Below are 20576 nucleotides of genomic sequence, written 5' to 3' on the forward strand. Positions count from 1 at the left end.
CAGGCTGGCAACGATAAAATTTTTCCGGCACCTTTTCCAGAGAAACGGCGGGCAATCGGGGACCTGCACGGCTTGGGGGAGCACATGAAGACCTTGGCATCATTCTTACGCATGGTTGTGGCGGCCATACTGGTTTTCTGCGGCGTTGAAGTGGCGTTGGCGGCGGACGACGACACCAGAGTGGCGCTGAAGCTGTTCGGGGCACAGGACATCGAAAACGGGCTGGGCACCTGCCGGTTTTCGCTCTGGCAGGACGACCGGGACCCCGTAACGGACCGCTATGCCTATCTATTTCATGTCAATTCCGGCGACCGGAACTATGCCGGTCCGGCACGGCTCAAGGTCGGCGACACGGTGCATCAGCTTTATGAACTGGCATCCGGCGGCCGGGCCGCCGATGGCGTGGGCAGCGACTATCTCTTTGCCAGCAACGATCGGGAAATCCGGGTCCATATCGAGCTGTTGGCGGGCGATCCGGCAGGCGACAGTTACAGGATCAAAGATGCGCGCATGACGGTGATCCAGAAGGGCAAGGTGCCTTTTGTCGCTGTCGCGAAGGGTATGCGCGGCTGTGTCAGGGCCGAAACAGCGTCGGCGGCACCGTCTTCTCAATCGGATCGACCCGCGCCTGGCCTGCCCAACGGCATTCCGATCGGCCGTCAGACGCTTCTGGATGACATGTCGCAATTGCCGCCGGTTCTTCTTCAGCTGGTGCGCGACCAGGCAGGCGACGATTGCGATGTTGACGGATTTCATGCCTGGGGTGGCGCGCGCTACGTCATCAACGAAAACTACCTGTTGTGGGAAGTGCCGTGCTTTTCCGGCGCCTATCAGGCAGCGACCGTGCTGGCCGTGACCCAGAACCCGCCGCAGGGCTGGGGCAATCTCCTGACCCTGCCGAACCCTCCGGGCGTTGGCGGCGAGGAGTTTCAGGCGATGAATGCCGATATTCTGGGACCCAAGGGACTGATCCGCACGACAGCCCTCAATCGGGGCATCGGCGACTGCGGCACCTACCAGGTTCACCGTCTGATCGACGGTCCCGGCGAGGTTCTGGAGCTGGACCTTCTGGAATACAGGGAAAAGAGCAAATGCGACGGTATCGAGATGCTGCCTAGCGACTGGCCCCTCGTCTACCGGTCTTACTAGGATCAGACGCCGGAGCTAGCGGTGCCGCTTCCGGTCTGAAGGCAAGGACCACTTCGTCGCCGTCCGGACGCTTGCGCGTGACGGCACCAGAAAGCAGCAAGGCCGGGTTGTCCGCCGGGTCGGGGACATGCACGTCGGTGCGGGGGCCGGAAAATTCGCCCATCGGCCTCAGGATATCCTCGTGAACGACACTGCCGAGATAGAGCGGCTCCAGGCTGCCGCCTTCCAGGATCTCGTAACGGCTCGGCCACAGCCTGAGCACCCAGCGGCCGCCGGCCTCGTCCGGGTCCTTTCGGATCAGCACCAGTGCCGGCTGTCGGCCGTTCTGGCTGCGCGGCAGGATCGGCAGGGAATCGGGCGGCGTCTTGCCCTCGACAAATCCGCCGGCCGAGGACAGCGACCATTTCGGCGGCACCTGCCAGCCGGCGGTTTCGGCCTTCTGCGCAAACGGCTCCAGGGGGCCGGCATATTGAATCACCAGAGGCTCTTCCTGGTCGCCGTTCAGTTCGATCCGCCGGGCCGGCAGGGTCCGCCAGCGGCCTTCGCGCCAGCCGGACGCCGTCAGTACTTCCTTGTTGGAGCGCGGCTCATAGGTCAGCAGCGCCTTGTCGAAGCTTTTGTCGAGATGCCAGCCGCCGAAGACGGCGAGCGTCGCAACCACGATGGCGGCAACCGTCGTACGACCGATCTTTTCGTTATGGATCGGCCCGAAGACAAAGGCGAAGGCGGAGACCATGGCCGTGCCGAACAGCAGTCCGGCGAGCACGTCCGACATCCAGTGCGCGCCGAGATAGACACGCGAGAAGCCGATGGTGATCACGAAGGTCGCGGTCACGGTGAAAATGCTGGCCTTGGCCCAGCGGTTCAGGTCATGGGCGACCAGCACCGCGCAGATGCCGAACAGCACCGCGGTCAGCGTCGCGTGACCGGACGGGAAGGAGTAGGCGTCGGCACCGGCATAAAGCTCGATGGGCCGGGAGCGGTGCAGCAGCAGTTTGAACAGCGGCACGAACAGCGCCGTGCCCGCCATGGCGATGATGAAGCCGGTGCCGCGCCGCCAGGCCTTGCGCGCGAACAGGTAAAGCGCCACGGCGAAGGTCACTGCGGCAACGACAATGCCGTCACCGAGCGAGGTCATGAACACCATGATCTTGTCGCCGGCCGGCGTGCGCAGGCTGTCGAAGAGGTTCAGGATCGCCAGATCCGCGCGCACCATCGGTTCGCCCGGCGCGATCTCGCCAACAATCCAGAAAAAGGCCGGCATGGTGATCAGCAGAAGCAGCGCCGAGGCCAGCATGCCCGCCGAGCGCGGATGGGCCGGATCGAAATTGCGCGCGATCCATTGCGAGACCCTGTCCTGGCGCCGCGCAAAGCCCCTGACGATGGCGGCATGGGCGTTTGGAAACAGCGGCAGGATAATCAGGATCAGCCAGCGGCCGAGCATGACGATCAGGAAGATCACGAACAGCAGCGCGCCGAGCACCAGGGCAAGGCGTCCGCTGATCTGGCCGATGGCGCCGAGCGCGGAGCCGGCAATGATGCCCGGCGCGATATGAACGACGGTCCAGGCAAAGGCCGAGGTGACGTTGACCACCGAGAAGCGGGTGAAATTCATGCCGGCCATGCCGGCGATGCCCGGGACGACGGATTTCACACCCGGCACGAAGCGGCCGATGAAGACGCTCTTGCCGCCGTGCTGCTGAAAGAACTTTTCGCCGCTCTCCACCATGTGGGCGTATTTGTTGAGCGGCCACATGGTCTTGATCTTGTCTTTGAACGTGTAGCCGATCCAGTAGGAGACCGCGTCTCCGGCCGTCGCGCCGAGCGTGGTCCAGATGAACAGGGGCACCGGGTCCAGCTTGCCGAGCCCGACCAGCGTGCCGGCGCCCACCAGCACCACCGTTGTCGGCACGAACAGGCCGATGATGAACAGTGCTTCGCCCATGGCGGCCAGAAAGCAGATCAGTCCGGCGAGCGACGGGTTTTCCGCGATAAAGGTCAGAACGGGGTCAAGAAAATCAGTCACGGACGTCGGTCTGGTCGTTTCAAAAAGGCGCTAAGCAATGCCCGGTCTCCGGCCGGCAGGCCGCCCGGACGATTCGGTTTCCGCTTCATATAAGCGTGCACTCTGTCATCCAACAGCGAAAAAACGGTTTCTCCTGCCATTGCGCTGCAGCGCCTCGGCAATGGCTTTTTTAACTTCGCTGTTTCAAGATGCACCCAGCGCGTCTTTTTTCAGGAGGTCCTCCGTGTTTGAATCCGCCCGTCTGCCGCAGAAAATGACCAAGAAGGATTTCAAGAAGCTGGAGCCCAAGCTGCGCGAGGCCTTGCTGGAGGCGCAGCTGCCCATGGTTGAAAAGCAGCCCTTTTCGACCCTGATCCTGGTGGACGGCCTGGACGGTGCCGGCAAGGGCGAGGCAGTCGCCCGGCTCTATGGCTGGATGGATGCGCGCCATCTGGTCTGCAACGCCTATGGCGAGCCGATGGACGAAGCCCGCCTGCGCCCGCCTTTGTGGCGCTATTGGCGCGACCTGCCGGCGAAGGGCGACACCGCCATTGTTTTCGGCAGCTGGTACCAGTTTGTCCTGAGGGACTGGATCTACAAGAAAATCGACGATGATGCCTTCGACAAGGCGCTGACGCGCATCCGGCGGTTCGAGGAAATGCTCGCCAACGAGGACGTCCTGATCCTGAAATTCTGGTTCTACCTGCCCAAGAAAGTGCAGGAGGAGCGCCTGGAACACATCCAGAAAAAACAGGCCGCGCGCCATGTGCTGGCCGACTGGGCCGCGCTCAAGCACCACAAGAAGGCCAGCGAGGCCGGCGAGAAGATCATCCTGGAGACCAGCAAGGGCCACGCCCCCTGGTTCGTGATCCCGTCCCAGGATCCGGAATACCGGGATTCGGCCCTCGCCCAGACGGTGGCCGGCGCCATGAAACTCAAGCTGGAGGATGGCGAGCCGCACTCGGTCGCCGCCCCGCCCATCGTCGGCGGTTTGAAGCGGGAGACCGCCGTCGACGCGATCGACCTCACCGAGACCCTGGAAAAGGAAGAATACCACGCGCTCCGTGACAAGTATCAGCAACAGCTCTCCGAGCTCTCCGACCGCAAATCCCTGTCGAAAACTGGCGTGGTGCTGGTGTTCCAAGGTAATGACGCGGCCGGCAAGGGCGGCGCGATCCGCCGGGTGATCCGCCCGCTCGACCCGCGCATCTACAAGGTTCATCCGATTTCGGCGCCGACGGACGAGGAAAAGGCGCGGCCCTATCTCTGGCGTTTCTGGCGGCGGGTGCCGCGCCGGGGCCATTTCGCGATTTTCGACAGGTCCTGGTATGAGCGCGTTCTGGTGGAACGGGTCGAGGGTTTCGCCGGCCACGACGACTGGCTGCGCGCTTATAACGAGATCAACGAGTTCGAGCAGGAACTGACGGACTTCGGTTTTATCGTGCAGAAATTCTGGCTGGCGATTTCCGAGGAAGAACAGCTCCGCCGCTTCAAGGCGCGCGAGGAAACCGCCTACAAGCAGCACAAGATCACCGACGAGGACTGGCGCAACCGCCTGAAATGGGACCAGTACGCGATTGCCGCCGGCGACATGATCGACCGTACCTCAACCCACTACGCGCCGTGGACCCTGGTGTCGTCGGAGGACAAACGCCACGCCCGCATCAAGGTACTGAAGACGATCTGTGACCGGTTGGAGGAGGTGCTTTAGGTGGGGGGCTGCACGTGGCGGCGATGGTAGGAATTGTTCTTACTTTGTGCGATGCTGTCTCCTGAAAAAGGAGTGTGAGATGGCGAATGTGAAAAAGTCCTATGTGGTCGGCGACCGTTACGAAGCCTTTATCGCCAGGCAGATTGACACCGGCCGCTTCAACAATGCCAGCGAAGTGGTCCGGGCCGGTTTGCGCATGCTCGAAGACTATGAAACGCGTCTTGCCGAAACACGTGCTCTGGTTGACGAGGCTGACGCGGAAATAGCCGCTGGCAAGGGGATCGACTATGCGACCGCGCAGGATCTTTCCGACGACATTGTGAAGCGGGGAATGGCAAGATTGAGCCAAAAAGACTAGTTCTCGCGCCCAGGGCGCAAGACGACCTGACGGAGATGTTTGTCTATCTCGCTCAGGAGGATGTTGGCATGGCCAAAAAGCTTTTTGGCCGACTTCACAGCAAAAATTGATTGGATCGCCAAGACTGGTTTCACGGGTGTGCCCCGCGATAGAATTCGACCGGGTTTGCGAGCGTACCCCTATCGGGAGCGCTGCATTTATTTCCGTGTTGATGAAAGCGCAGTTACCATCCTGAGAGTCCTGCATGGGCGACAGGATATCGAAGTACAGGACTTCTAAGGGAGCTCAAGACCGGAAGGCAGGTAGGGTAGTCTGCGCTCTACTGGAATGGGTTATTCACCCTCACGCCACCCCAGCCAGATAGTCCGTGGTCGCCTGAACCCCGCCCTTGACATTCAGAATGCCCAGCATTTGCAGCCTCAGCCAAGCGCGAATAGCTCAAATCCAGCAGAAGAAGGAGAAAACGCCACCCAAGAGCCGCGGCCGCCATCGGAAGGCGGGGAAATAACCATGTCCTGAATTTGATATTGTACAATCGTAACGTTCAAGGTAACGCGGCCGCGCACGCTCTTGCGCAGCTTCGCCGGTGCTTTTCTGGCTGAAGCGATTGATCCAAGCATTGAACAATTTAGGGTTGAGGACCATTCCGATGGTTAGAATTACACTTTTTGTTTTGGCGTGCGCTTTTTTTTCAGATGCTGCTCAAGCAGAAATAGTCCCTGGCCCTTATATCCCGCCAAAGCACGTTGTGGCCGCGTATTTCATTCAGCATTACGGCAGCGATGAAGATTTTAAGAAATGCGTTGGCCTGTGGGGAAAAGAAAAGAGCCATGTTGAATGTGAGGATTATTTGAACGAAGCAAAATCTTTTTTGGCTCATATTCATTTTGATCAAGAAAAATATTTAAAAATAATGATGCAAGCCTATAAGCAATTTTTATCACGCTATCCAAACTACTGCGCAGTGCTTCAGATGCCACCGACTGAAAAATTTTATGCTCTCAAATGCGATGACACCTTTCGCACTTTGATGCGTGAAATCGGCAGAGAATCAATTAACTGAATTTTGAGCGCGCCAGCTCAACCACTCCCACACATCAAACATAAAACCGACCAAAAAGGCACCATGCATGTCTCTAGCTGATGTAATGGCACCCGTAAAATTCACCGGTTACAACGGCACCAATTCCTATGACGTTGACCCAAGATGTGGAATCCAAAGAGGATGTTCATTCCATCGATCCTGAAGCTGATTAGGTTTGGTCACCAACCAGTCTCAGATCTTCAATGCGAGTGAACATCCTCTTTGGATTCCACATCTAGGCGCCGCCGATCATGAGGCCTGTTGTGACGCCTTGTCCCGTGAAACGCTCTGACGCCTCACACCACCCCCGCCAGATAGTCCATTGCCGCCTGAACCCCGCCATGCCCATGCGGAAGGCCAAGCTTCTGCAGCCCCAGCTCGATCGATGACAGCGTGCCGAGCAGCATGACCGCGTTGACATGGCCCATATGGGCGATGCGGATGCCCTGGCCGCGGAGCGGGCCGATGGTGCCGCCGATGGTGACGCCGCAGGTCTCCTGGGTGAAGGTGCGCAGCGCCTCGGCTTCCTCGCCCTCGAACATTACCACGGTGACGCTGTTGGAACGGGCATGCGGGTCGGAAATGTTGAAGCGGAGCGCGCCGCCCTCGGCCCAGACGGCAACCGCGCGCCGTGTGGCTTCGGCCAGCAGGGCGTGGCGGTGCCAGGCTCGCTCCAGGCCTTCCTCGAACAACAGCTCCAGCGCCTTGCGGAAGGCAAACAGCATGTGCTCCGGCGGCGTGCCGCAATATTTCTGGTAGTGGATCTCGCCCTGGCGGAAGGTCCAGTCGGTGTAATGGGTCTTGAGGTTTGCGGTTTCATGCGCCTTGTCGGCCTTCGGACCGGCCGCGACGAAACAAAGCCCCGGCGGGCACATCAGACCCTTCTGCGACCCGGTCAGGGCGACATCGACCCCCCATTCATCCATCTCGAAGGGCACGCAACCGAGCGAGGCGATCGTGTCGACCATGAAGAGGGCCGGGTGGCCGGCGGCGTCGATGGCCTTGCGCAGGGCGGCAATGTCGTTCCAGACGCCCGAGGCCGTGTCGATCTGCACCACCAGGATCGCGGCGATCTCGTGGGCGGTGTCCGCCTTCAGCCGGGCTTCGAGCGCTGCCGGGTCGACGGCCTTGTCGTAGCCGCCGGGCAGGATTTCGGCCTCCAGCCCCATGACACCGGCGGCCTCGCCCCAGCCAAGGGCGAACAGGCCGGATTCCAGCACCAGGATCTTGTCGCCGCGGCTCATGGTGTTGGCGAGCGCCGCGTCCCAGGCGCCATGGCCGTTGGCGGCGTAGATATAGGTCTTGCCCTCGGTGCGGAAGAGATGTTTCAGCCGGCTCAGGCAATAGTCCGTGGTTTCCACCAGCGGTCCTTCATAGATGTCGATGGCCGGCCGGTGCATCGCCCGAAGCACTTCCTCCGGCACGTTGGTGGGACCGGGGATCATCAGAAATTCTTTGCCATTGCGAAGCGTCATGGCGGGACCTCGTTGGACCTGGAAACGTCTGGGGTGGAGTGGTGGCGACACCTAAGGAATGCAACGGAGACCTTTGCCCGGCGGGCAGCATCCGTCAAGCCGCTGATTGGGCCGCGGCAACCGGCCGGTTGTGCGATTATCTGTGCAGGTGCGAAAATGTGGTGATTTCTCGAGATCGGTGCGCCGGGTCGATTGCCAATCGAATGAGCAAGGCGTTAACGTCAAACAAGTCTCTGGAAACAATAAAACTTCTCATTGCAGGTGGTGGGAGCGGTTTGGCCTGTCTCACGCCTGCAAAGAAAATGTCTTGTTTCCGTAAAGTAAATTTCGCAAGTTAGACACCGTCCGGTTTGGTCGCTTAGGCGCTGCAGCATGATCCTGGTTGAAGAAGGTCAAAGTCCGCTCATTCTCTGCCTGCCTCACAGCGGCACGGAGATCCCGAACGCTGTCGAAAAGCGGTTGAACGCCACCGGGCGGTTGCAGGCGGATCTGGCCTGGCGCCTGGAGCGGGTGTTCGATTTTCACGAGGAGCTCGACGCGACGGTGCTGCGTTCGTCGATCTCCCGCTATGTGATCGACCTCGACAAGGATCCCAAAACCACACTTGCCGAGGCTTCCGATCCTGCAAGGGCGCTTTGCCCGGCAACGACGCTCGACGGCAAACGCATCTACCAGGAGGGCGAAGAGCCGGGCCCGACGGAGATCGAGCAGCGGTCGCTGCTGTTTTATACGCCGTTTCACAAGGCGCTGCGCCGGCAGGTCGACCGGCTGATGCGCCAACACCGCAAGGTGATCATCGTCGACTGCCAGTCGATGCGCTCGCACATCAAGGGCGTTACGGACAAGGGCCTGCCCTTGGTCAGCATCGGCACCCAGAACGGCACCTCCTGCGATCCGGATCTGCGCAACACGCTGGTCGGCTCCTTCAAGGGACAGCAGGGCTATACGGTCAGCGTCGACGAACAGACCCATGGCGGCTTCATCACCAAAAGCTTCGGCAAGCCGGAGCGCGGCCTGCACGCCATGACGCTGCTGATCGCACAGCGCGCCTACCTGCGCCATGAATCGCCGCCTTTCGAGCCGGACAAGACCCGGATCACGCGGCTGCGCGCCGTTTTGACGGATTCCATGTCGCGCCTGATCGACTGGACGGGCATGTCGGGGACTTCAACGGTTGCAACGCCATCCGACGAGGGCGCCGTGCCTGAAAGCGGCGAAGCCGGCCCGGAGGCGACCGGCGACAACACCGCGCCGGTTCAGGCCGGGCCTGATAACCAGTCCGCGAACGCCGAGATCATTCCGGTCGACCCGATGACCCTGCCCAAGGTCAGCAGTGTGCAGACCGGCAAGGTCGAGGACGGCCCCGTGACGCCGCTTCTCGTCGCCGAGTGATCCTCAGACCACGTTTTTCTCGACAATCGGAGCATTTGCCGCGAGCCGGTCGAAGGCCAGCGGCGACAGATCCAGCGTCTGGTAGCCGCCCGTCGCGATCAACTCGGCAAGGCCGCGGCCGACCGCGGGCGACTGCTGCAGGCCGTGGCCGGAAAAGCCGAGCGCCAGATAGAACCCGTCCATGCCAGGAACGGCGCCCAGGAAGGCATTGTGGTCGAAGAGGTTCATGTCGTAGCTGCCCGCCCAGGCGGCACCCGGCCGGATTGCCTCGAAGGCCGGCACGCGGCTCGCCAGAACCGGCCAGATATGGTCTTCGAACAAGCCATAGTCGACATCGAAATCCGTGCAGTCCGGGTCCATGTGCTCGGGCGGTGCTGAGCCGCAGATATAGCCCGTGCCCTCCGGGCGTGCATAGGTGCCGGTCGGATCGATCAGCAGCGGGAACCGCTCCAGCTTGTCGCGGCACTCAAAGGTGAAGACGCAGCGTTTTTTTGTGACGATCGGCACGTCAAGTCCGGCCTGGCGGCAGATCTCCGCGCCGCCGGACGCACCGGCGCAATTGACCACAACGGGGGTCGACAGGGTTTCGCCGGTCGAAAGGGAAACCTGCCAGCCGGTTCCTTCCCGGTTGACCGAGCCGCGCGCCGCCAGATAGTCGACGCCAAGGGAGCGGGCCTTCTTGCGGAAGGCCTGCATCAGACCATAGCCGTCGAACCAGCCTTCACCGGTCAGGCCGTGACAGCCGGCGGCAAGGTCCGAAACGTTCAGCCAGGGAAATTTCGCCGTCAGCGCCGCCGGATCCAGAAGCCCGATATCGGCGCCGAGTTGCTGCTGAAGCCGGTGGTTTTCTTCAAGAATGTCAAGCTTGTCGGGCGTTGCCAGAAACAGATAGCCGCCTTCGTGCAGATCGATCGCGGGCCGGTCCTCGCCGACGGCGAGTTCCGCACCGATCTCTCTTAAAAAGCGGATGCCGTAGAGCGAGATCTCGATATTGATCGCGCTGGAAAATTGCTGCCGGATCGAGGCGGCGGAGCGGGCAGAAGCGCAGATCTCGTAGGCCGGGTCGGCTTCGACGACGACGATCCGGCCGGAAAAATCGTCCCGCATCGCCAGGTGGCAGGCGACGGCCGAGCCCATGACGGCTCCGCCGATGATGACAACATCCGCAGTGCGGTCCGACATGACGCCTCCCAAGTGCCGAAACGGAGCTTTGAATCAAGCGCGGGCGGCTTTGCCGCCCGCACTCCATAGATGTAGCAAGGCTTAGAAAAACGCCTGCAGGCCGGTCTGGGCGCGGCCGAGGATCAGCGCGTGAACGTCATGCGTGCCCTCATAGGTGTTGACCGTTTCCAGGTTCTGGGCGTGGCGCATGATGTGGTATTCCTCCTGGATGCCGTTGCCGCCATGCATGTCGCGGGACTGACGAGCGATATCCAGGGCCTTGCCGCAATTGTTGCGCTTGATCAGGGAGATCATTTCCGGCGCCACCCTGCCGGCATCGAACAGCTGGCCGACACGAAGCGCGGCCTGCAGGCCGAGCGTGATTTCGGTCTGCATGTCGGCGAGCTTCTTCTGGAACAGCTGGGTCTGGGCCAGCGGCCGGCCGAACTGTTCCCGGTCGAGGCCGTATTGGCGGGCGCGGGTCCAGCAGTCCTCGGCGGCGCCCATGGCGCCCCAGGCAATGCCGTAGCGGGCGCGGTTGAGGCAGCCGAACGGGCCTTTCAATCCGGAGACATTCGGCAGCAGCGCGTCTTCGCCAACTTCCACGCCGTCCATGACGATCTCGCCGGTGATCGAAGCGCGCAAGGACAGCTTGCCGCCGATCTTCGGCGCGCTCAGACCCTTCATGCCCTTGTCGAGCACGAAGCCGCGAATGGCACCGTCATGGGCTTCCGATTTTGCCCAGACCACGAAGACGTCGGCGATCGGGGAATTGGAGATCCACATTTTCGAGCCGGTCAGCTTGTAGCCGCCGTCGATCTTTTCAGCGCGGGTGCGCATGCCCGCCGGGTCGGAGCCGGCATCCGGCTCGGTCAGGCCGAAACAGCCGACAAATTCGCCGGTCGCCAGTTTCGGCAAGTATTTCTGACGCTGCTCTTCAGAGCCATACGCATAGATCGGATACATGACCAGCGAGGACTGCACGCTCATCATCGAGCGGTAGCCGCTGTCGATCCGTTCGATTTCGCGGGCAACGACGCCGTAGGAAACGTAGGAGGCCCCCGCACAACCGTATTCTTCCGGCAGGGTCACGCCGAGCAGGCCGAGTTCACCCATTTCGTTGAAGATCGACCGGTCGGTCTTTTCTTCCCGGTAAGCCTCAATCACGCGCGGCAGCAGCTTGTCCTGTGCATAGGCGCGGGCGGTGTCCTGGATGAGCTGTTCGTCCTCGCCGAGCTGGTCGCGCAGGTGAAACGGATCCTGCCAGTCGAAAGTGCCGCCGCCTGCGGGGGCGGACTTGATATTTGCCGGTGCGTTCATGATGGTCTCTCCCGAAGCCTTCGTCGTTCCAGGCTCTGGGCCTGGCTCTTGGCCAAGCCTTTGCATTGCGGCGCATTTGGCCGCGGGTCATTCTGTTTCCTCTAGTCTTGCCGCAAAATCGTTTGCGGAAAAGCGAAACCTCATCCATCATTCATGACGAAATGGAATGAAGTAGGGGATTTCGATGCGTCGTGCCTTTGTCCCGCCGGCGGACACGCTGATCGCTTTTGAATGTGCTGCCCGGCATCTCTCCTTCACGCGCGCCGCCGAGGAGCTGCATCTGACGCAAGGCGCGGTTTCCAAGCAGGTCCGTCAGCTGGAGGACCGGCTCGGGGTGGAGCTGTTCCGCCGGGTGCGCCAGCGGATCGTTCTGACCGATGCCGGCCGTCTCTATCTGCATGACATTCGCGGCGCGCTGGAGCAGATGACCGCGGCGACGCGTCAGGTGATGTCCTATGCGGGCAGCGCCGACGTTCTGAACCTGGCCGTGCTGCCGACCTTCGGGACGCGCTGGCTGGCGCCGAGATTGGCCGAGTTCGACCGGCGCTATCCGGATGCTGGCCTGAATCTGAGCGTGCGCCTTCAGCCCTTCGACTTCGACGAGGAGCCGTTTGACGGCGCCATTCACCATGGCGACCCGGTCTGGGCGGGCGCGATCGCCGAACGGCTGTTCGACGAGGAGGTCGTTCCCGTCGCTTCGCGTGCCTTTCGCGACCGCCATCAGATCCGCACACCTGTCGATCTGGCGCGGGTGCCGCGCCTGCAACTGGCGACGAGACCTCTGGCCTGGCGGCAATGGTTCGATCTGGCGGGCGTGGAGACGGACACCGCCTTCCAGGGCGCCCGGTTCGAGCAATTCGTGATGATCACCGAGGCCGCGATCCACCATGCCGGGGCTGCGCTGATCCCGCGTTTTTTCATCGAGGCGGAGCTGGCCTCAGGACGGCTTGTAAGGCTATTTGATCTGTCGTTGGCGCAACAGACGGCCTATTACTTCGTTTACCCGGAAGGGCGGACCATGCGGCCTGTTGTATCGGCCTTCCGCAAGTGGCTGATGGAGGAGGCCAGGACCGCGCGCACACGCCGCGAAACCATGTTGCCCGGTTGAGCGGAGACGAGGAAAAAGCTTTGAAAAGACAACATTTGCGCCTGATCCTGAACGGCAAGTCCGCGTCTCGCAAGGATGTCCGTGCGGCGGTCGATGCGGTTCGCACCATGGGCCATGACGTCTCCGTGCGGGTCACTTACGAAGCCGGCGATGTGACCAGGCTGGCCGCGGAAGCCTTGCGGGACCATGAAAAGGCGCCGATCGACACGCTGGTCAGCGGTGGCGGCGACGGCACGCTGCATGAAGTGGTCGACGCGGTGCTGCATCACTTGCCGCAGGGCAACCGCCCTCCCTTTTCCTTTGCCGTCTTGCCGCTTGGTACGGCCAATGATTTTGCCCACCATATTAAGCTCGATCCGGCGGACATCACCGGTTGCCTGCGTTTCGCGGCCCGTGCCTCCGCGAAACCGACGGATGTCGGCGAGGTCAACGGTTGCGTCTTCGTCAATATGGCGACTGGTGGATTCGGCACCAAAGTGACGGCGGAGACCGATCCCAATCTCAAGCGGGTGCTGGGCGGTGCGGCTTATCTGTTTACGGGTCTGCACCGGTTCTCCGAACTGGCCGCCTGCGAGGCCCGGGTGGAAGCGGAGGATTTTTCCTGGGAAGGTCCATTTCTCGCCCTGGCCATCGGCAACGGCCGCAGGGCGGGCGGCGGCATTCGGCTGTGTCCCAAGGCCGAGCTCGACGACGGCCAGCTCGACCTGACGATCGTGCCCTTTCCGGAGACCGGCAAGGTCCTCGATCTGTTTTCGTCGCTTCTGGAAAGCGGCGTCGATGGGACCAACGGCGGGTTCATTCAGCGCAAGGTGCGCAATCTCACCATCGAGACCTCGGATCCCGTGCAATTCAACCTGGATGGCGAACCGATGACGGGGACCTCCTGGAAGATCGGCCTGCGCCACCACCAGATCGACTTGCGGCGCTGACGCGCGGCCGCTGGCCCTGGATCAACCGATCCGTTTCAGCCAGCCGTCCGGGGCCGCCGAAATCAGGAGCTTCTGGTTTATCTCCTGATCGATCTCGAATTCCGGATGGGATTTCAGGAATTCATGCACCGCCGTCTTGGCGTTGTTGCCCGGTGCCCAGGGCCGGTCCGGGAAGGTGCCCTCCGGCAGGTCCTCGATGATGGTGTCGAAGACAAGACAATAACTGTCCCTGGTGGCAAGCCCGGCATAGGCGTTCAGTTCAGCCAGCACGTGGTCATGGGTGTGGTTGCTGTCGAGGCAGACCAGGACACGGTCGTAGTCCCTGGCATAGTCATGGACCCGCTGGATCATTTCGTCCTCGATCGAGGAGCCTTCGAACATGTCGATCTTGGCGGACAGCGGATGGGCGAGGATTGCGTCCCGGTTATGGGCGCGGATGTCGATGTCGATGCCGAGAACACGCCGCCTGGAGGATTTCGGATCGACCACGCCACCGCTTTCCACCGCATCGCAATAGTCAAGCATGGCCAGAAGCGAGGCGCTCATCATCAACGATCCGCCATGCGCGATGCCGGTCTCGATGATCAGGTCCGGCTTCGTCGCCCAGACAATTTCCTGGAACACCGCCATATCCGTCGGCAGCTGGATGATCGGCCGCCCGGCCCAGGCGAAATTATACATGTATTTCCGGTCGAAGGCCGTTTTCAGCCAGTCCAGCGACTGTCGATGCCAGGCGGTTTCGCCGGCAAAGCCGGAAATCCTCTCTTGCCGCTCGGTTTCAAACTCCCGGATCGGATCATTGTTGTCTGCCACTTTTCCCCTCCTGACGTTCTAGGACGCGTTGCTGCTGGCCGCGCGCAGCAGTGACGGCAGGTCCTCAAGCAGGGACCGTGGTTTGAAGCCGAATTCTGACTGAAGCCGGCCGATATTGATTTGCGGAAACACCCGCTGGGCACCGCCTGGCGCAAACGAACAACGATAGCCCTCGTCCTGAGCCAACTTGGCGATCTCCAGATGGAAGACGGGCTGTCCGCTCGCGACGTTGTAGATCTGGTGCCGGCCGCTGCGTGCGATCTTCTCCGCCAGGCCGACAACATCTTCGATGGAAACATAGTCCTTCGAGGAATTCGAGCTTTCCCGGATCGTTGCCGTTCCGCTCGCGGCAAGATCCGCCAGGAGCGAGCTCAGAAATGTGGCGTTGCTCTGACCGGTCCCATAGACGTTGGAGAGCCTCACAACTTTCACCGACGGCCGGCGGAGCGACAGGCACAGAGCTTCGCCCAGCAGTTTGGAAAGGTCATAGGTGGTGTCGGCGGACGGCAGGACCTTGACGGGCAGGTCCTCGGAGGTTTCCGCCATGTCGCCCGCGAGACCATAGATCCGAGTGCTGGAAAAAAAGACGAAGGAGTCGAAGTCGATGCGCTCCAGCAACCTGCCGAGAAGGCCTGCATGCGCGTCGACGGTGGCAAGCGGCTGGGCGCGGAAATTGCCGGTCATGCCGATACAGTAGAAGACACGTCCAAGATCTCCATTCAGGGTCTCGAGAGACGCCCGGCCGGGAGTTGAGACCTCATAGCCGAAGTCCTGAAGGTAGCGGACGAGATTGCCGCCGATGAAACCGCTGGCGCCCAGAACCGTCGCCTTCATGACCGGGCTCCGATCTGGCGCATGGGGTTGCCGCCGACAATCGAATAGGCGGGGATTTCCTCCCGGACCACGGTGCCGGCGGCAATCACGCAGCCGGTGTTGACGACCGCACCGTCCAGAAACACGCAATTGGCGCCGATCCAGATATCGTCGCCAATGGTGATGCCGCCCCGGCTCGGCTGAAAACCCTGCTCGACGATCAGCCGGTCCCGGTCGGCAAAGGCATGGTTGACCGGCGCGAAGGTGCAATTGGCGGCAATGGCCACATTGTTGCCGATGGTGAGACCATGGCCTGTATAGATCACGCAGCCGGAATTCAGCGTGACGTTCTCGCCGATCACAACATCGCCCGATCCGCCGGCGGGCTTGATCTTGACGAAACTGTCGATGACGGACCTGGCACCGATGCGGATGACCGTGCCGCGCACGCTGTCCTCGATGTCAGCAAGGGCTGAAACGTGTGCCGTGGGGTCGATCTCAAGGGTCATGGAATTGTGAACCGGCTTTCAAGTCTAAATTCGCAGTGCGCTCGCCGCACCCGGCGCGGTCCAGAAACGGGTTTCCGGAATGAAGGTGACAAATTGGGTGCCCCGGGCGGCAAGATCCTCATTCTGACGGCGGATTTCCTCGGCAATGTTCCAGGGCAGGATGATCAGATAGTCGGGTCTCTGGTCCGTCAGCACCACCGGTGGCAGCACCGGGATGTGGCTGCCGGGCAGGTACTTGCCCTGTTTGGCCGGGGCGGCATCGCAGACGAAAGGCAGAAGATCCGGGCCGGCGCCGGCGAAGTTGAGCAGCGTGTTGCCTTTGGCGGCGGCACCGTAACCGGCGACGGTTTTGCCATCTCGTTTGGCATCAAGCAGAAACCGCAGGAACCGGTTCTTGGTCTCTTCCGCCCGATCCTGAAAGTCCTCGTAAAACTCGGGGCTTTGCAGGCCGCGCTGAATTTCCTCGGCAAGCAGGGCGCCGACGGCCTGCGTCTCGCGACGGGAACATTCCTTCAGGCAGCCATAGACCCTGAGGCTACCGCCATGCGTGGGCAGTTCCTCGACGTCGAACACCTTCAAGCCGCAGCTGTCAAATATCCGCGCGACGGTGCCGAGCGACAGATAGGAGAAATGCTCGTGATAGACCGTGTCGAACTGGCAGAACTCGACCAGCCGCATCAGATGCGGAAATTCCAGCGTGAGCACCCCGTCCGGCTTCAGCAGCGTTGCCAACCCGCGAGTGAAATCGTTGATGTCGGGCACATGAGCGTAAACATTGTTGCCGATGATGAGATCGGCTGACCGTCCCGCGTCCTCAAGCTCTTTTGCCAGTGCTTCGCCAAAGAAGGCCCGTTGCACCGGGATGCCGAGCGCTTCGGCCGCCGCCGCAGTTGAGGCAGTCGGCTCGATGCCCAGACAGGGAATGCCGGCGTCGACAAAGTTGCGGAGCAGATAGCCGTCATTCGAGGCGACTTCTACAACGAAACTGTCTCCGGTCAGCTGAAGCCTGTCGGTGATGGCGGCCGCGTACCGGGCCGCATGCGCCAGCCAGCTCTTCGAGGTCGAGGAAAAATAGGCATAGTCCTTGTCGAACAGGCTGTCGGCGGCGGCATAGTCCTGGGTCTGCACGAGGAAACAGGCATCGCACACCATCAGGCGCAGCGGATAGGTGATCTCGGGAGCCGTTAGGTCGTCGGCGCTCAGATAGGCGTTCGACGGCGGCGCAAAGCCGAGGTCCAGGAACTGGCGGCTCAGGCCGCTGCCGCAATGGCGGCAGATCCCACTCATCCGATCGGCTCCACTTTGTCGATGGGCGGCAGGGCCTGGTCGCGCTCCGACAGACTGGAAATCGCCAGCGGCCAGGCAATGCCGATATGGCGGTCGGCGTAATGGACGCCACCTTCATTTTCCGGACTGTAGCTGTCTGAATGAAAATAGAGCAGCTCCGCGTGATCGGTCAGCGTCTGGAAACCGTGGGCGAAACCGGCGGGAATATAGATCATTTCGCCGAGGTCAGCGGTGAGCGTCAACGAGGTCCAGTCGCCGAACGTGTCGGACCCCTTGCGCAGATCCACAATCACGTCAAAGACCGCCCCGGCCATGCATTTCACCAGTTTGGCGTCGGCCTTCGGCGGGCGCTGGAAATGAAGGCCGCGCAACGTGCCCTTCTGGACGCTGTGAGAGACATTGCACTGCGCCCAGGTCTCGCTCAGTCCGAAGGCCCTGAACTCATCGCGGCAGAACAGGCGGGCGAAGGAGCCGCGGCTGTCGCTCCGGCGTTCGAGATCGATCCGGTAGGCGCCATCAAGATGAAGGGGCGTGAACTTCATGCAGCCTCCTCGAATGCCGCAATCTGGTCGCGGGTGATTTGAGCCGGATCCGCGCCAAGATCGACCTGGCGGTACCAATGCACCGTCCTTTCAACGGCGTCCTCGAATGACCAGACCGGCGACCAGCCAAGCTCGCATCTGGCCTTGTCGATCGACAGGCTGAGCCGTCCAGCCTCGTGAACGGCGTCCGGGTCGGAGGCGTCGGTCCAGTGACCAGGCCAGTGTCTGAGCATTGTTTCGACGAGCCTTTGAACGGAATGAATGTCCGCCGGTTCGGGGCCGAAATTATAGGCGGATTGAAATCCGCCATCCGAAGCTTCGTGCAGCTTTTCCGCCAGCATCAGATACCCTTTCAGCGGATCGAGCACATGTTGCCACGGCCGGATTGATGCCGGGTTGCGGATGTCGATGGTGCCGCCGGCCCGGAGCGCCCGGACGATATCGGGAACCAGCCGATCCTCTGCCCAGTCGCCGCCGCCAATGACATTGCCTGCCCGTGCGGTGGCGATCCTAAGTCCGTCGCTTCCAAAGGACCGCCGCCAGCTTGCCGCGACCAGTTCCGTGGCGGCCTTCGAGGCGGAATAGGGGTCGTGCCCGCCCAGGGGATCGATCTCCCGGTAGGCAAAGGCCCATTCGTTGTTTTCATAGACCTTGTCGGTGGTCACGATGACAACGGTAGCGGGCTGGTCCTGGCCTCTGAGGGCTTCAAGCAGATTGACCGTGCCCATGACATTGCTCGCCCAGGTGCCGACAGGGTCGCGATAGGAACGGCGCACCAGGGATTGCGCGGCAAGATGCAGAACGATCTCCGGCCGGAAGCCGCGGACCTCGCGGGCCAGTGCGGGCGCTTCGCGGATGTCCAGCAAGACGCCGGTCATTCTTCTCTCCAGGGACAACCGGTCATGAAGGCTGTCTTTGTCATCCGGGGCAAGGGCAACGCCCAGAAGCTCAGCGCCCTTGCCCAGGAGCAGTTCGCTCAGCCAGGCCCCCTTGAAGCCGGTATGCCCCGTAATCAGAACCCGTTTGCCGTTCCAGTAGGTCATGGCTCAGTCCCAGACCTTCCAGGGGGCTTCACCGGATTGCCAAAGCTTTTCCAGCTGGTTCTTGTCCCGCAATGTGTCCATCGCCGCCCAATAGCCGTCGTGGCGGTAGACGCCGAGCTGGCCGTCCCGGGCGAGGCTTTCCAGGGGCTCGGCCTCCCAGGGCGTGTCGTCCCCGGGGATGCGGGACAGTACGGAAGGTTCACAGACAAAAAAGCCGCCATTGATCCACTGTCCGTCGCCCTGGGGCTTTTCCAGAAAGCTGGTGACCTGACCCTCGTCGATCGCCAGCGCGCCGAACCGGCCCGGCGGCTGAATGGCGCTGACCGTTGCTTCCAGCCCGCTGGCCTTGTGCTGGGCGATAAGGGCGCGGATGTCGATGTTGGCGACACCGTCGCCATAGGTGAGGCAGAAAGGTCCATCGATGAACTCCGCGACCCGCTTGATGCGGCCGCCGGTCATGGTCGCTTCGCCGGTATCGACCAGCGTGACCTTCCAGGGTTCGGCCAGCCGGCGGTGCACCTCCATCTGGTTCTGGTCCATGTGGAAGGTAACGTCCGACATGTGCAGGAAATAATTGGCGAAATATTCCTTGATCACATAGCCCTTGTAGCCGCAGCAGATGATGAAGTCGGAAATACCGTTGGCGGCATAGATCTTCATGATATGCCAAAGGATCGGCCGCCCGCCGATTTCAATCATCGGCTTGGGTTTCAGGTGGGATTCCTCACTGATCCGGGTGCCGAGGCCACCCGCCAGGATGACCGCCTTCATGGCCCTGTCTGCCTCGAAAGCCTTGGGCTGCGAGCTCGTCTTGGATCGGCTTCCGGCTCGGCCAGGTTTTCGCCTGGGAGACACGGCAGCGGAGAGCTCACTGTCAGAGGACGGGGTCATGGGCGCGGCCTAGCTCCTTAGTCTCATGGCCCGGAGCAGATGGTCCTCCAGGTCGTAACGGGTCTTCATGCGGGAATCTCGCCACAGGCGCCGGAACAGTTTGATCTTGGTGCCGAGCGAAATCGGCGGCAGCTTGTTGACGACACGGTAGCAGCCAAGGCTGTAGGCGAGGCGTTGGCTCAGTTTGCCGAAGAAGGTCTTGGCGCCGTACTTTTCGAAAGAGCCGGAGCCTTCCATGAAGACGAATTCGGCTTCTTCCACCCAGACGGCCAAGTCGCGCATGACAAATTCAGCAACAACATAGGACGCGACGCACCAGGCATGCGGATACTCGCTCCAGCGCCGGATCAGGATTTCCGCGCCGCCCTTGGCACGCACCAGGCCGTAGCACCATTCCGAGGGGTAGGCGAGGCTGCGCGGCACGGTCCCTTTGGCCAGCGATTTCGGATAGCCAAAAATGACCGGGTCGGGCCGGAGCACCCGCTGTTCACCGTCCTTGACCCGCCGAACGGTTGGTGCCGCCAGCAATTTGTCCGGATGATCGTCCAGCGCCTTGACCAGGGCAGACAGAAAATTCGGGCTGGACAGGTCATCGCAGGCGCGCAAACAGAAATAGTCCGCATGGTCTTGCCCGTAGCGCATGCAGAAGATGAAATTCTCGACCGCGGAGAGGTGCGTTTCCTGGCTGAGGAGCTGGAATCGTTGATCTTTTTCGCAATAGTCTCGCGCGATCTCGGCAGTTCTGTCGGTGGATTTGTTGTCGACGATGACGGCCGTGAAATCCCTGAAGTCCTGATTGGCGATGCAATCGAGACTTTTTCGCATTGTCCTCTCGCCATTAAATATGGGAAATAAAATCAATACTTTGGAATTGAAACTCGGCATATTCGCCTTCTGGTTGCAAGGTAACTGCGGATTCAACTTCCTCTGCGAGAAACGTGTAAATTTACTTAGACCAGAGTTTCACCAGCCGTCAACGACTGGAG

The 20576-nt window shown here is 61.3% G+C and carries 20 protein-coding genes; 8 read left to right on the top strand and 12 right to left on the bottom strand.

All coding sequences use genetic code 11. The features are described 5' to 3' along the window. The first annotated feature begins 93 nt into the window (after window positions 1–93). On the top strand, window positions 94–1149 hold the full coding sequence (locus M0H32_RS17450) for a DUF1176 domain-containing protein (RefSeq protein ID WP_248156260.1): 1056 nt from the start codon (window positions 94–96) through the stop codon (window positions 1147–1149). On the opposite strand, the gene M0H32_RS17455 is transcribed toward M0H32_RS17450, so the two are convergent. After that, complete coding sequence (locus M0H32_RS17455) at window positions 1115–3175, bottom strand: bifunctional DedA family/phosphatase PAP2 family protein (protein WP_248156261.1); 2061 nt, start codon at window positions 3173–3175, stop codon at window positions 1115–1117. The two genes, M0H32_RS17450 and M0H32_RS17455, sit on opposite strands and share 35 nt — an antisense overlap. Window positions 3176–3398: 223 nt before the next feature. On the opposite strand from M0H32_RS17455, the gene pap reads away from it, so the two are divergent. From pap to M0H32_RS17475, 4 genes are all read left to right on the top strand, one after another. Then, on the top strand, window positions 3399–4865 hold the full coding sequence (gene pap / locus M0H32_RS17460; protein ID WP_248156263.1) for a polyphosphate:AMP phosphotransferase: 1467 nt from the start codon (window positions 3399–3401) through the stop codon (window positions 4863–4865). A gap of 79 nt (window positions 4866–4944) precedes the next feature. Then, entirely contained in the window at window positions 4945–5223 is a 279-nt protein-coding gene (locus M0H32_RS17465; protein ID WP_248156265.1) for a type II toxin-antitoxin system ParD family antitoxin, read from the top strand. Window positions 5224–5283: 60 nt separating this feature from the next. After that, window positions 5284–5502, top strand: coding sequence for a type II toxin-antitoxin system RelE/ParE family toxin (locus tag M0H32_RS17470; RefSeq protein ID WP_248156267.1), 219 nt, complete (start codon window positions 5284–5286; stop codon window positions 5500–5502). Between the two features lie 370 nt (window positions 5503–5872). Further along, window positions 5873–6286 (top strand): hypothetical protein, encoded by a 414-nt coding sequence (locus M0H32_RS17475; RefSeq protein WP_248156268.1) that lies wholly within the window; start codon window positions 5873–5875, stop codon window positions 6284–6286. 317 nt (window positions 6287–6603) lie between these two features. On the opposite strand, the gene M0H32_RS17480 is transcribed toward M0H32_RS17475, so the two are convergent. Beyond that, on the bottom strand, window positions 6604–7782 hold the full coding sequence (locus M0H32_RS17480) for a pyridoxal-phosphate-dependent aminotransferase family protein (RefSeq protein WP_248156269.1): 1179 nt from the start codon (window positions 7780–7782) through the stop codon (window positions 6604–6606). A 372-nt stretch (window positions 7783–8154) separates the two neighbouring features. On the opposite strand from M0H32_RS17480, the gene M0H32_RS17485 reads away from it, so the two are divergent. After that, a complete protein-coding gene (locus M0H32_RS17485; protein WP_248156270.1) occupies window positions 8155–9174 on the top strand; it encodes an N-formylglutamate amidohydrolase in 1020 nt (339 codons plus the stop codon). Between the two features lie 3 nt (window positions 9175–9177). Here the strand turns inward: M0H32_RS17485 and M0H32_RS17490 are convergent, their stop codons facing one another. Further along, a complete protein-coding gene (locus M0H32_RS17490) occupies window positions 9178–10356 on the bottom strand; it encodes an NAD(P)/FAD-dependent oxidoreductase (protein ID WP_248156271.1) in 1179 nt (392 codons plus the stop codon). Between the two features lie 81 nt (window positions 10357–10437). After that, on the bottom strand, window positions 10438–11655 hold the full coding sequence (locus M0H32_RS17495) for an acyl-CoA dehydrogenase (protein ID WP_248156272.1): 1218 nt from the start codon (window positions 11653–11655) through the stop codon (window positions 10438–10440). A 184-nt stretch (window positions 11656–11839) separates the two neighbouring features. Here M0H32_RS17495 and gcvA point away from each other — a divergent pair, with 184 nt between their 5' ends. Both gcvA and yegS read left to right on the top strand, forming a co-directional pair. Continuing rightward, window positions 11840–12763 carry a transcriptional regulator GcvA gene (gcvA, locus tag M0H32_RS17500; RefSeq protein ID WP_248156273.1) on the top strand — a complete coding sequence of 308 codons (924 nt, stop codon included), beginning with the start codon at window positions 11840–11842 and terminating at the stop codon, window positions 12761–12763. Between the two features lie 20 nt (window positions 12764–12783). Next, on the top strand, window positions 12784–13692 hold the full coding sequence (yegS, locus tag M0H32_RS17505) for a lipid kinase YegS (RefSeq protein ID WP_248156275.1): 909 nt from the start codon (window positions 12784–12786) through the stop codon (window positions 13690–13692). A gap of 21 nt (window positions 13693–13713) precedes the next feature. Here the strand turns inward: yegS and M0H32_RS17510 are convergent, their stop codons facing one another. From M0H32_RS17510 to M0H32_RS17545, 8 genes are all read right to left on the bottom strand, one after another. Then, window positions 13714–14505: a cephalosporin hydroxylase family protein gene (locus tag M0H32_RS17510; RefSeq protein WP_248156277.1), complete on the bottom strand. Its 792-nt coding sequence runs from the start codon at window positions 14503–14505 to the stop codon at window positions 13714–13716. 18 nt (window positions 14506–14523) lie between these two features. Further along, entirely contained in the window at window positions 14524–15339 is an 816-nt protein-coding gene (locus M0H32_RS17515) for an NAD-dependent epimerase/dehydratase family protein (protein ID WP_248156279.1), read from the bottom strand. Then, window positions 15336–15827 carry an acyltransferase gene (locus M0H32_RS17520; RefSeq protein ID WP_248156280.1) on the bottom strand — a complete coding sequence of 164 codons (492 nt, stop codon included), beginning with the start codon at window positions 15825–15827 and terminating at the stop codon, window positions 15336–15338. The genes M0H32_RS17515 and M0H32_RS17520 overlap by 4 nt, the downstream gene beginning before the upstream one ends. A gap of 24 nt (window positions 15828–15851) precedes the next feature. Next, window positions 15852–17114, bottom strand: a complete 1263-nt coding sequence (locus M0H32_RS17525) for a class I SAM-dependent methyltransferase (protein WP_248156281.1) — start codon at window positions 17112–17114, stop codon at window positions 15852–15854. Continuing rightward, window positions 17111–17656 carry a dTDP-4-dehydrorhamnose 3,5-epimerase gene (gene rfbC / locus M0H32_RS17530; RefSeq protein WP_248156282.1) on the bottom strand — a complete coding sequence of 182 codons (546 nt, stop codon included), beginning with the start codon at window positions 17654–17656 and terminating at the stop codon, window positions 17111–17113. The genes M0H32_RS17525 and rfbC overlap by 4 nt, the downstream gene beginning before the upstream one ends. Beyond that, window positions 17653–18699 (bottom strand): CDP-glucose 4,6-dehydratase, encoded by a 1047-nt coding sequence (rfbG, locus tag M0H32_RS17535; protein ID WP_248156283.1) that lies wholly within the window; start codon window positions 18697–18699, stop codon window positions 17653–17655. Before rfbG ends, rfbC begins: the two co-directional genes overlap by 4 nt. A 3-nt stretch (window positions 18700–18702) precedes the next feature. Continuing rightward, window positions 18703–19470 carry a glucose-1-phosphate cytidylyltransferase gene (rfbF, locus tag M0H32_RS17540; protein ID WP_248156284.1) on the bottom strand — a complete coding sequence of 256 codons (768 nt, stop codon included), beginning with the start codon at window positions 19468–19470 and terminating at the stop codon, window positions 18703–18705. Window positions 19471–19599: 129 nt separating this feature from the next. Further along, on the bottom strand, window positions 19600–20475 hold the full coding sequence (locus M0H32_RS17545; RefSeq protein WP_282449419.1) for a glycosyltransferase family 2 protein: 876 nt from the start codon (window positions 20473–20475) through the stop codon (window positions 19600–19602). Window positions 20476–20576 lie beyond the last annotated feature (101 nt).

Source organism: Roseibium sediminicola (genome assembly GCF_023156505.1).
Taxonomy (GTDB): domain Bacteria; phylum Pseudomonadota; class Alphaproteobacteria; order Rhizobiales; family Stappiaceae; genus Roseibium; species Roseibium sediminicola.

What these genes read in the sequence shown, in the direction of transcription:
- M0H32_RS17485 (WP_248156270.1), top strand. Translation starts at nt 8,155, where the DNA reads ATGATCCTGGTTGAAGAAGGTCAAAGTCCGCTCATTCTCTGCCTGCCT.
- M0H32_RS17525 (WP_248156281.1), bottom strand. Translation starts at nt 17,114, where the DNA reads ATGAGTGGGATCTGCCGCCATTGCGGCAGCGGCCTGAGCCGCCAGTTC.
- gcvA (WP_248156273.1), top strand. Translation starts at nt 11,840, where the DNA reads ATGCGTCGTGCCTTTGTCCCGCCGGCGGACACGCTGATCGCTTTTGAA.
- M0H32_RS17515 (WP_248156279.1), bottom strand. Translation starts at nt 15,339, where the DNA reads ATGAAGGCGACGGTTCTGGGCGCCAGCGGTTTCATCGGCGGCAATCTC.
- M0H32_RS17545 (WP_282449419.1), bottom strand. Translation starts at nt 20,475, where the DNA reads ATGCCGAGTTTCAATTCCAAAGTATTGATTTTATTTCCCATATTTAAT.
- M0H32_RS17495 (WP_248156272.1), bottom strand. Translation starts at nt 11,655, where the DNA reads ATGAACGCACCGGCAAATATCAAGTCCGCCCCCGCAGGCGGCGGCACT.
- rfbC (WP_248156282.1), bottom strand. Translation starts at nt 17,656, where the DNA reads ATGAAGTTCACGCCCCTTCATCTTGATGGCGCCTACCGGATCGATCTC.
- M0H32_RS17475 (WP_248156268.1), top strand. Translation starts at nt 5,873, where the DNA reads ATGGTTAGAATTACACTTTTTGTTTTGGCGTGCGCTTTTTTTTCAGAT.
- rfbG (WP_248156283.1), bottom strand. Translation starts at nt 18,699, where the DNA reads ATGACCTACTGGAACGGCAAACGGGTTCTGATTACGGGGCATACCGGC.
- M0H32_RS17480 (WP_248156269.1), bottom strand. Translation starts at nt 7,782, where the DNA reads ATGACGCTTCGCAATGGCAAAGAATTTCTGATGATCCCCGGTCCCACC.
- rfbF (WP_248156284.1), bottom strand. Translation starts at nt 19,470, where the DNA reads ATGAAGGCGGTCATCCTGGCGGGTGGCCTCGGCACCCGGATCAGTGAG.
- M0H32_RS17470 (WP_248156267.1), top strand. Translation starts at nt 5,284, where the DNA reads ATGTTGGCATGGCCAAAAAGCTTTTTGGCCGACTTCACAGCAAAAATT.
- M0H32_RS17465 (WP_248156265.1), top strand. Translation starts at nt 4,945, where the DNA reads ATGGCGAATGTGAAAAAGTCCTATGTGGTCGGCGACCGTTACGAAGCC.
- M0H32_RS17520 (WP_248156280.1), bottom strand. Translation starts at nt 15,827, where the DNA reads ATGACCCTTGAGATCGACCCCACGGCACACGTTTCAGCCCTTGCTGAC.
- M0H32_RS17490 (WP_248156271.1), bottom strand. Translation starts at nt 10,356, where the DNA reads ATGTCGGACCGCACTGCGGATGTTGTCATCATCGGCGGAGCCGTCATG.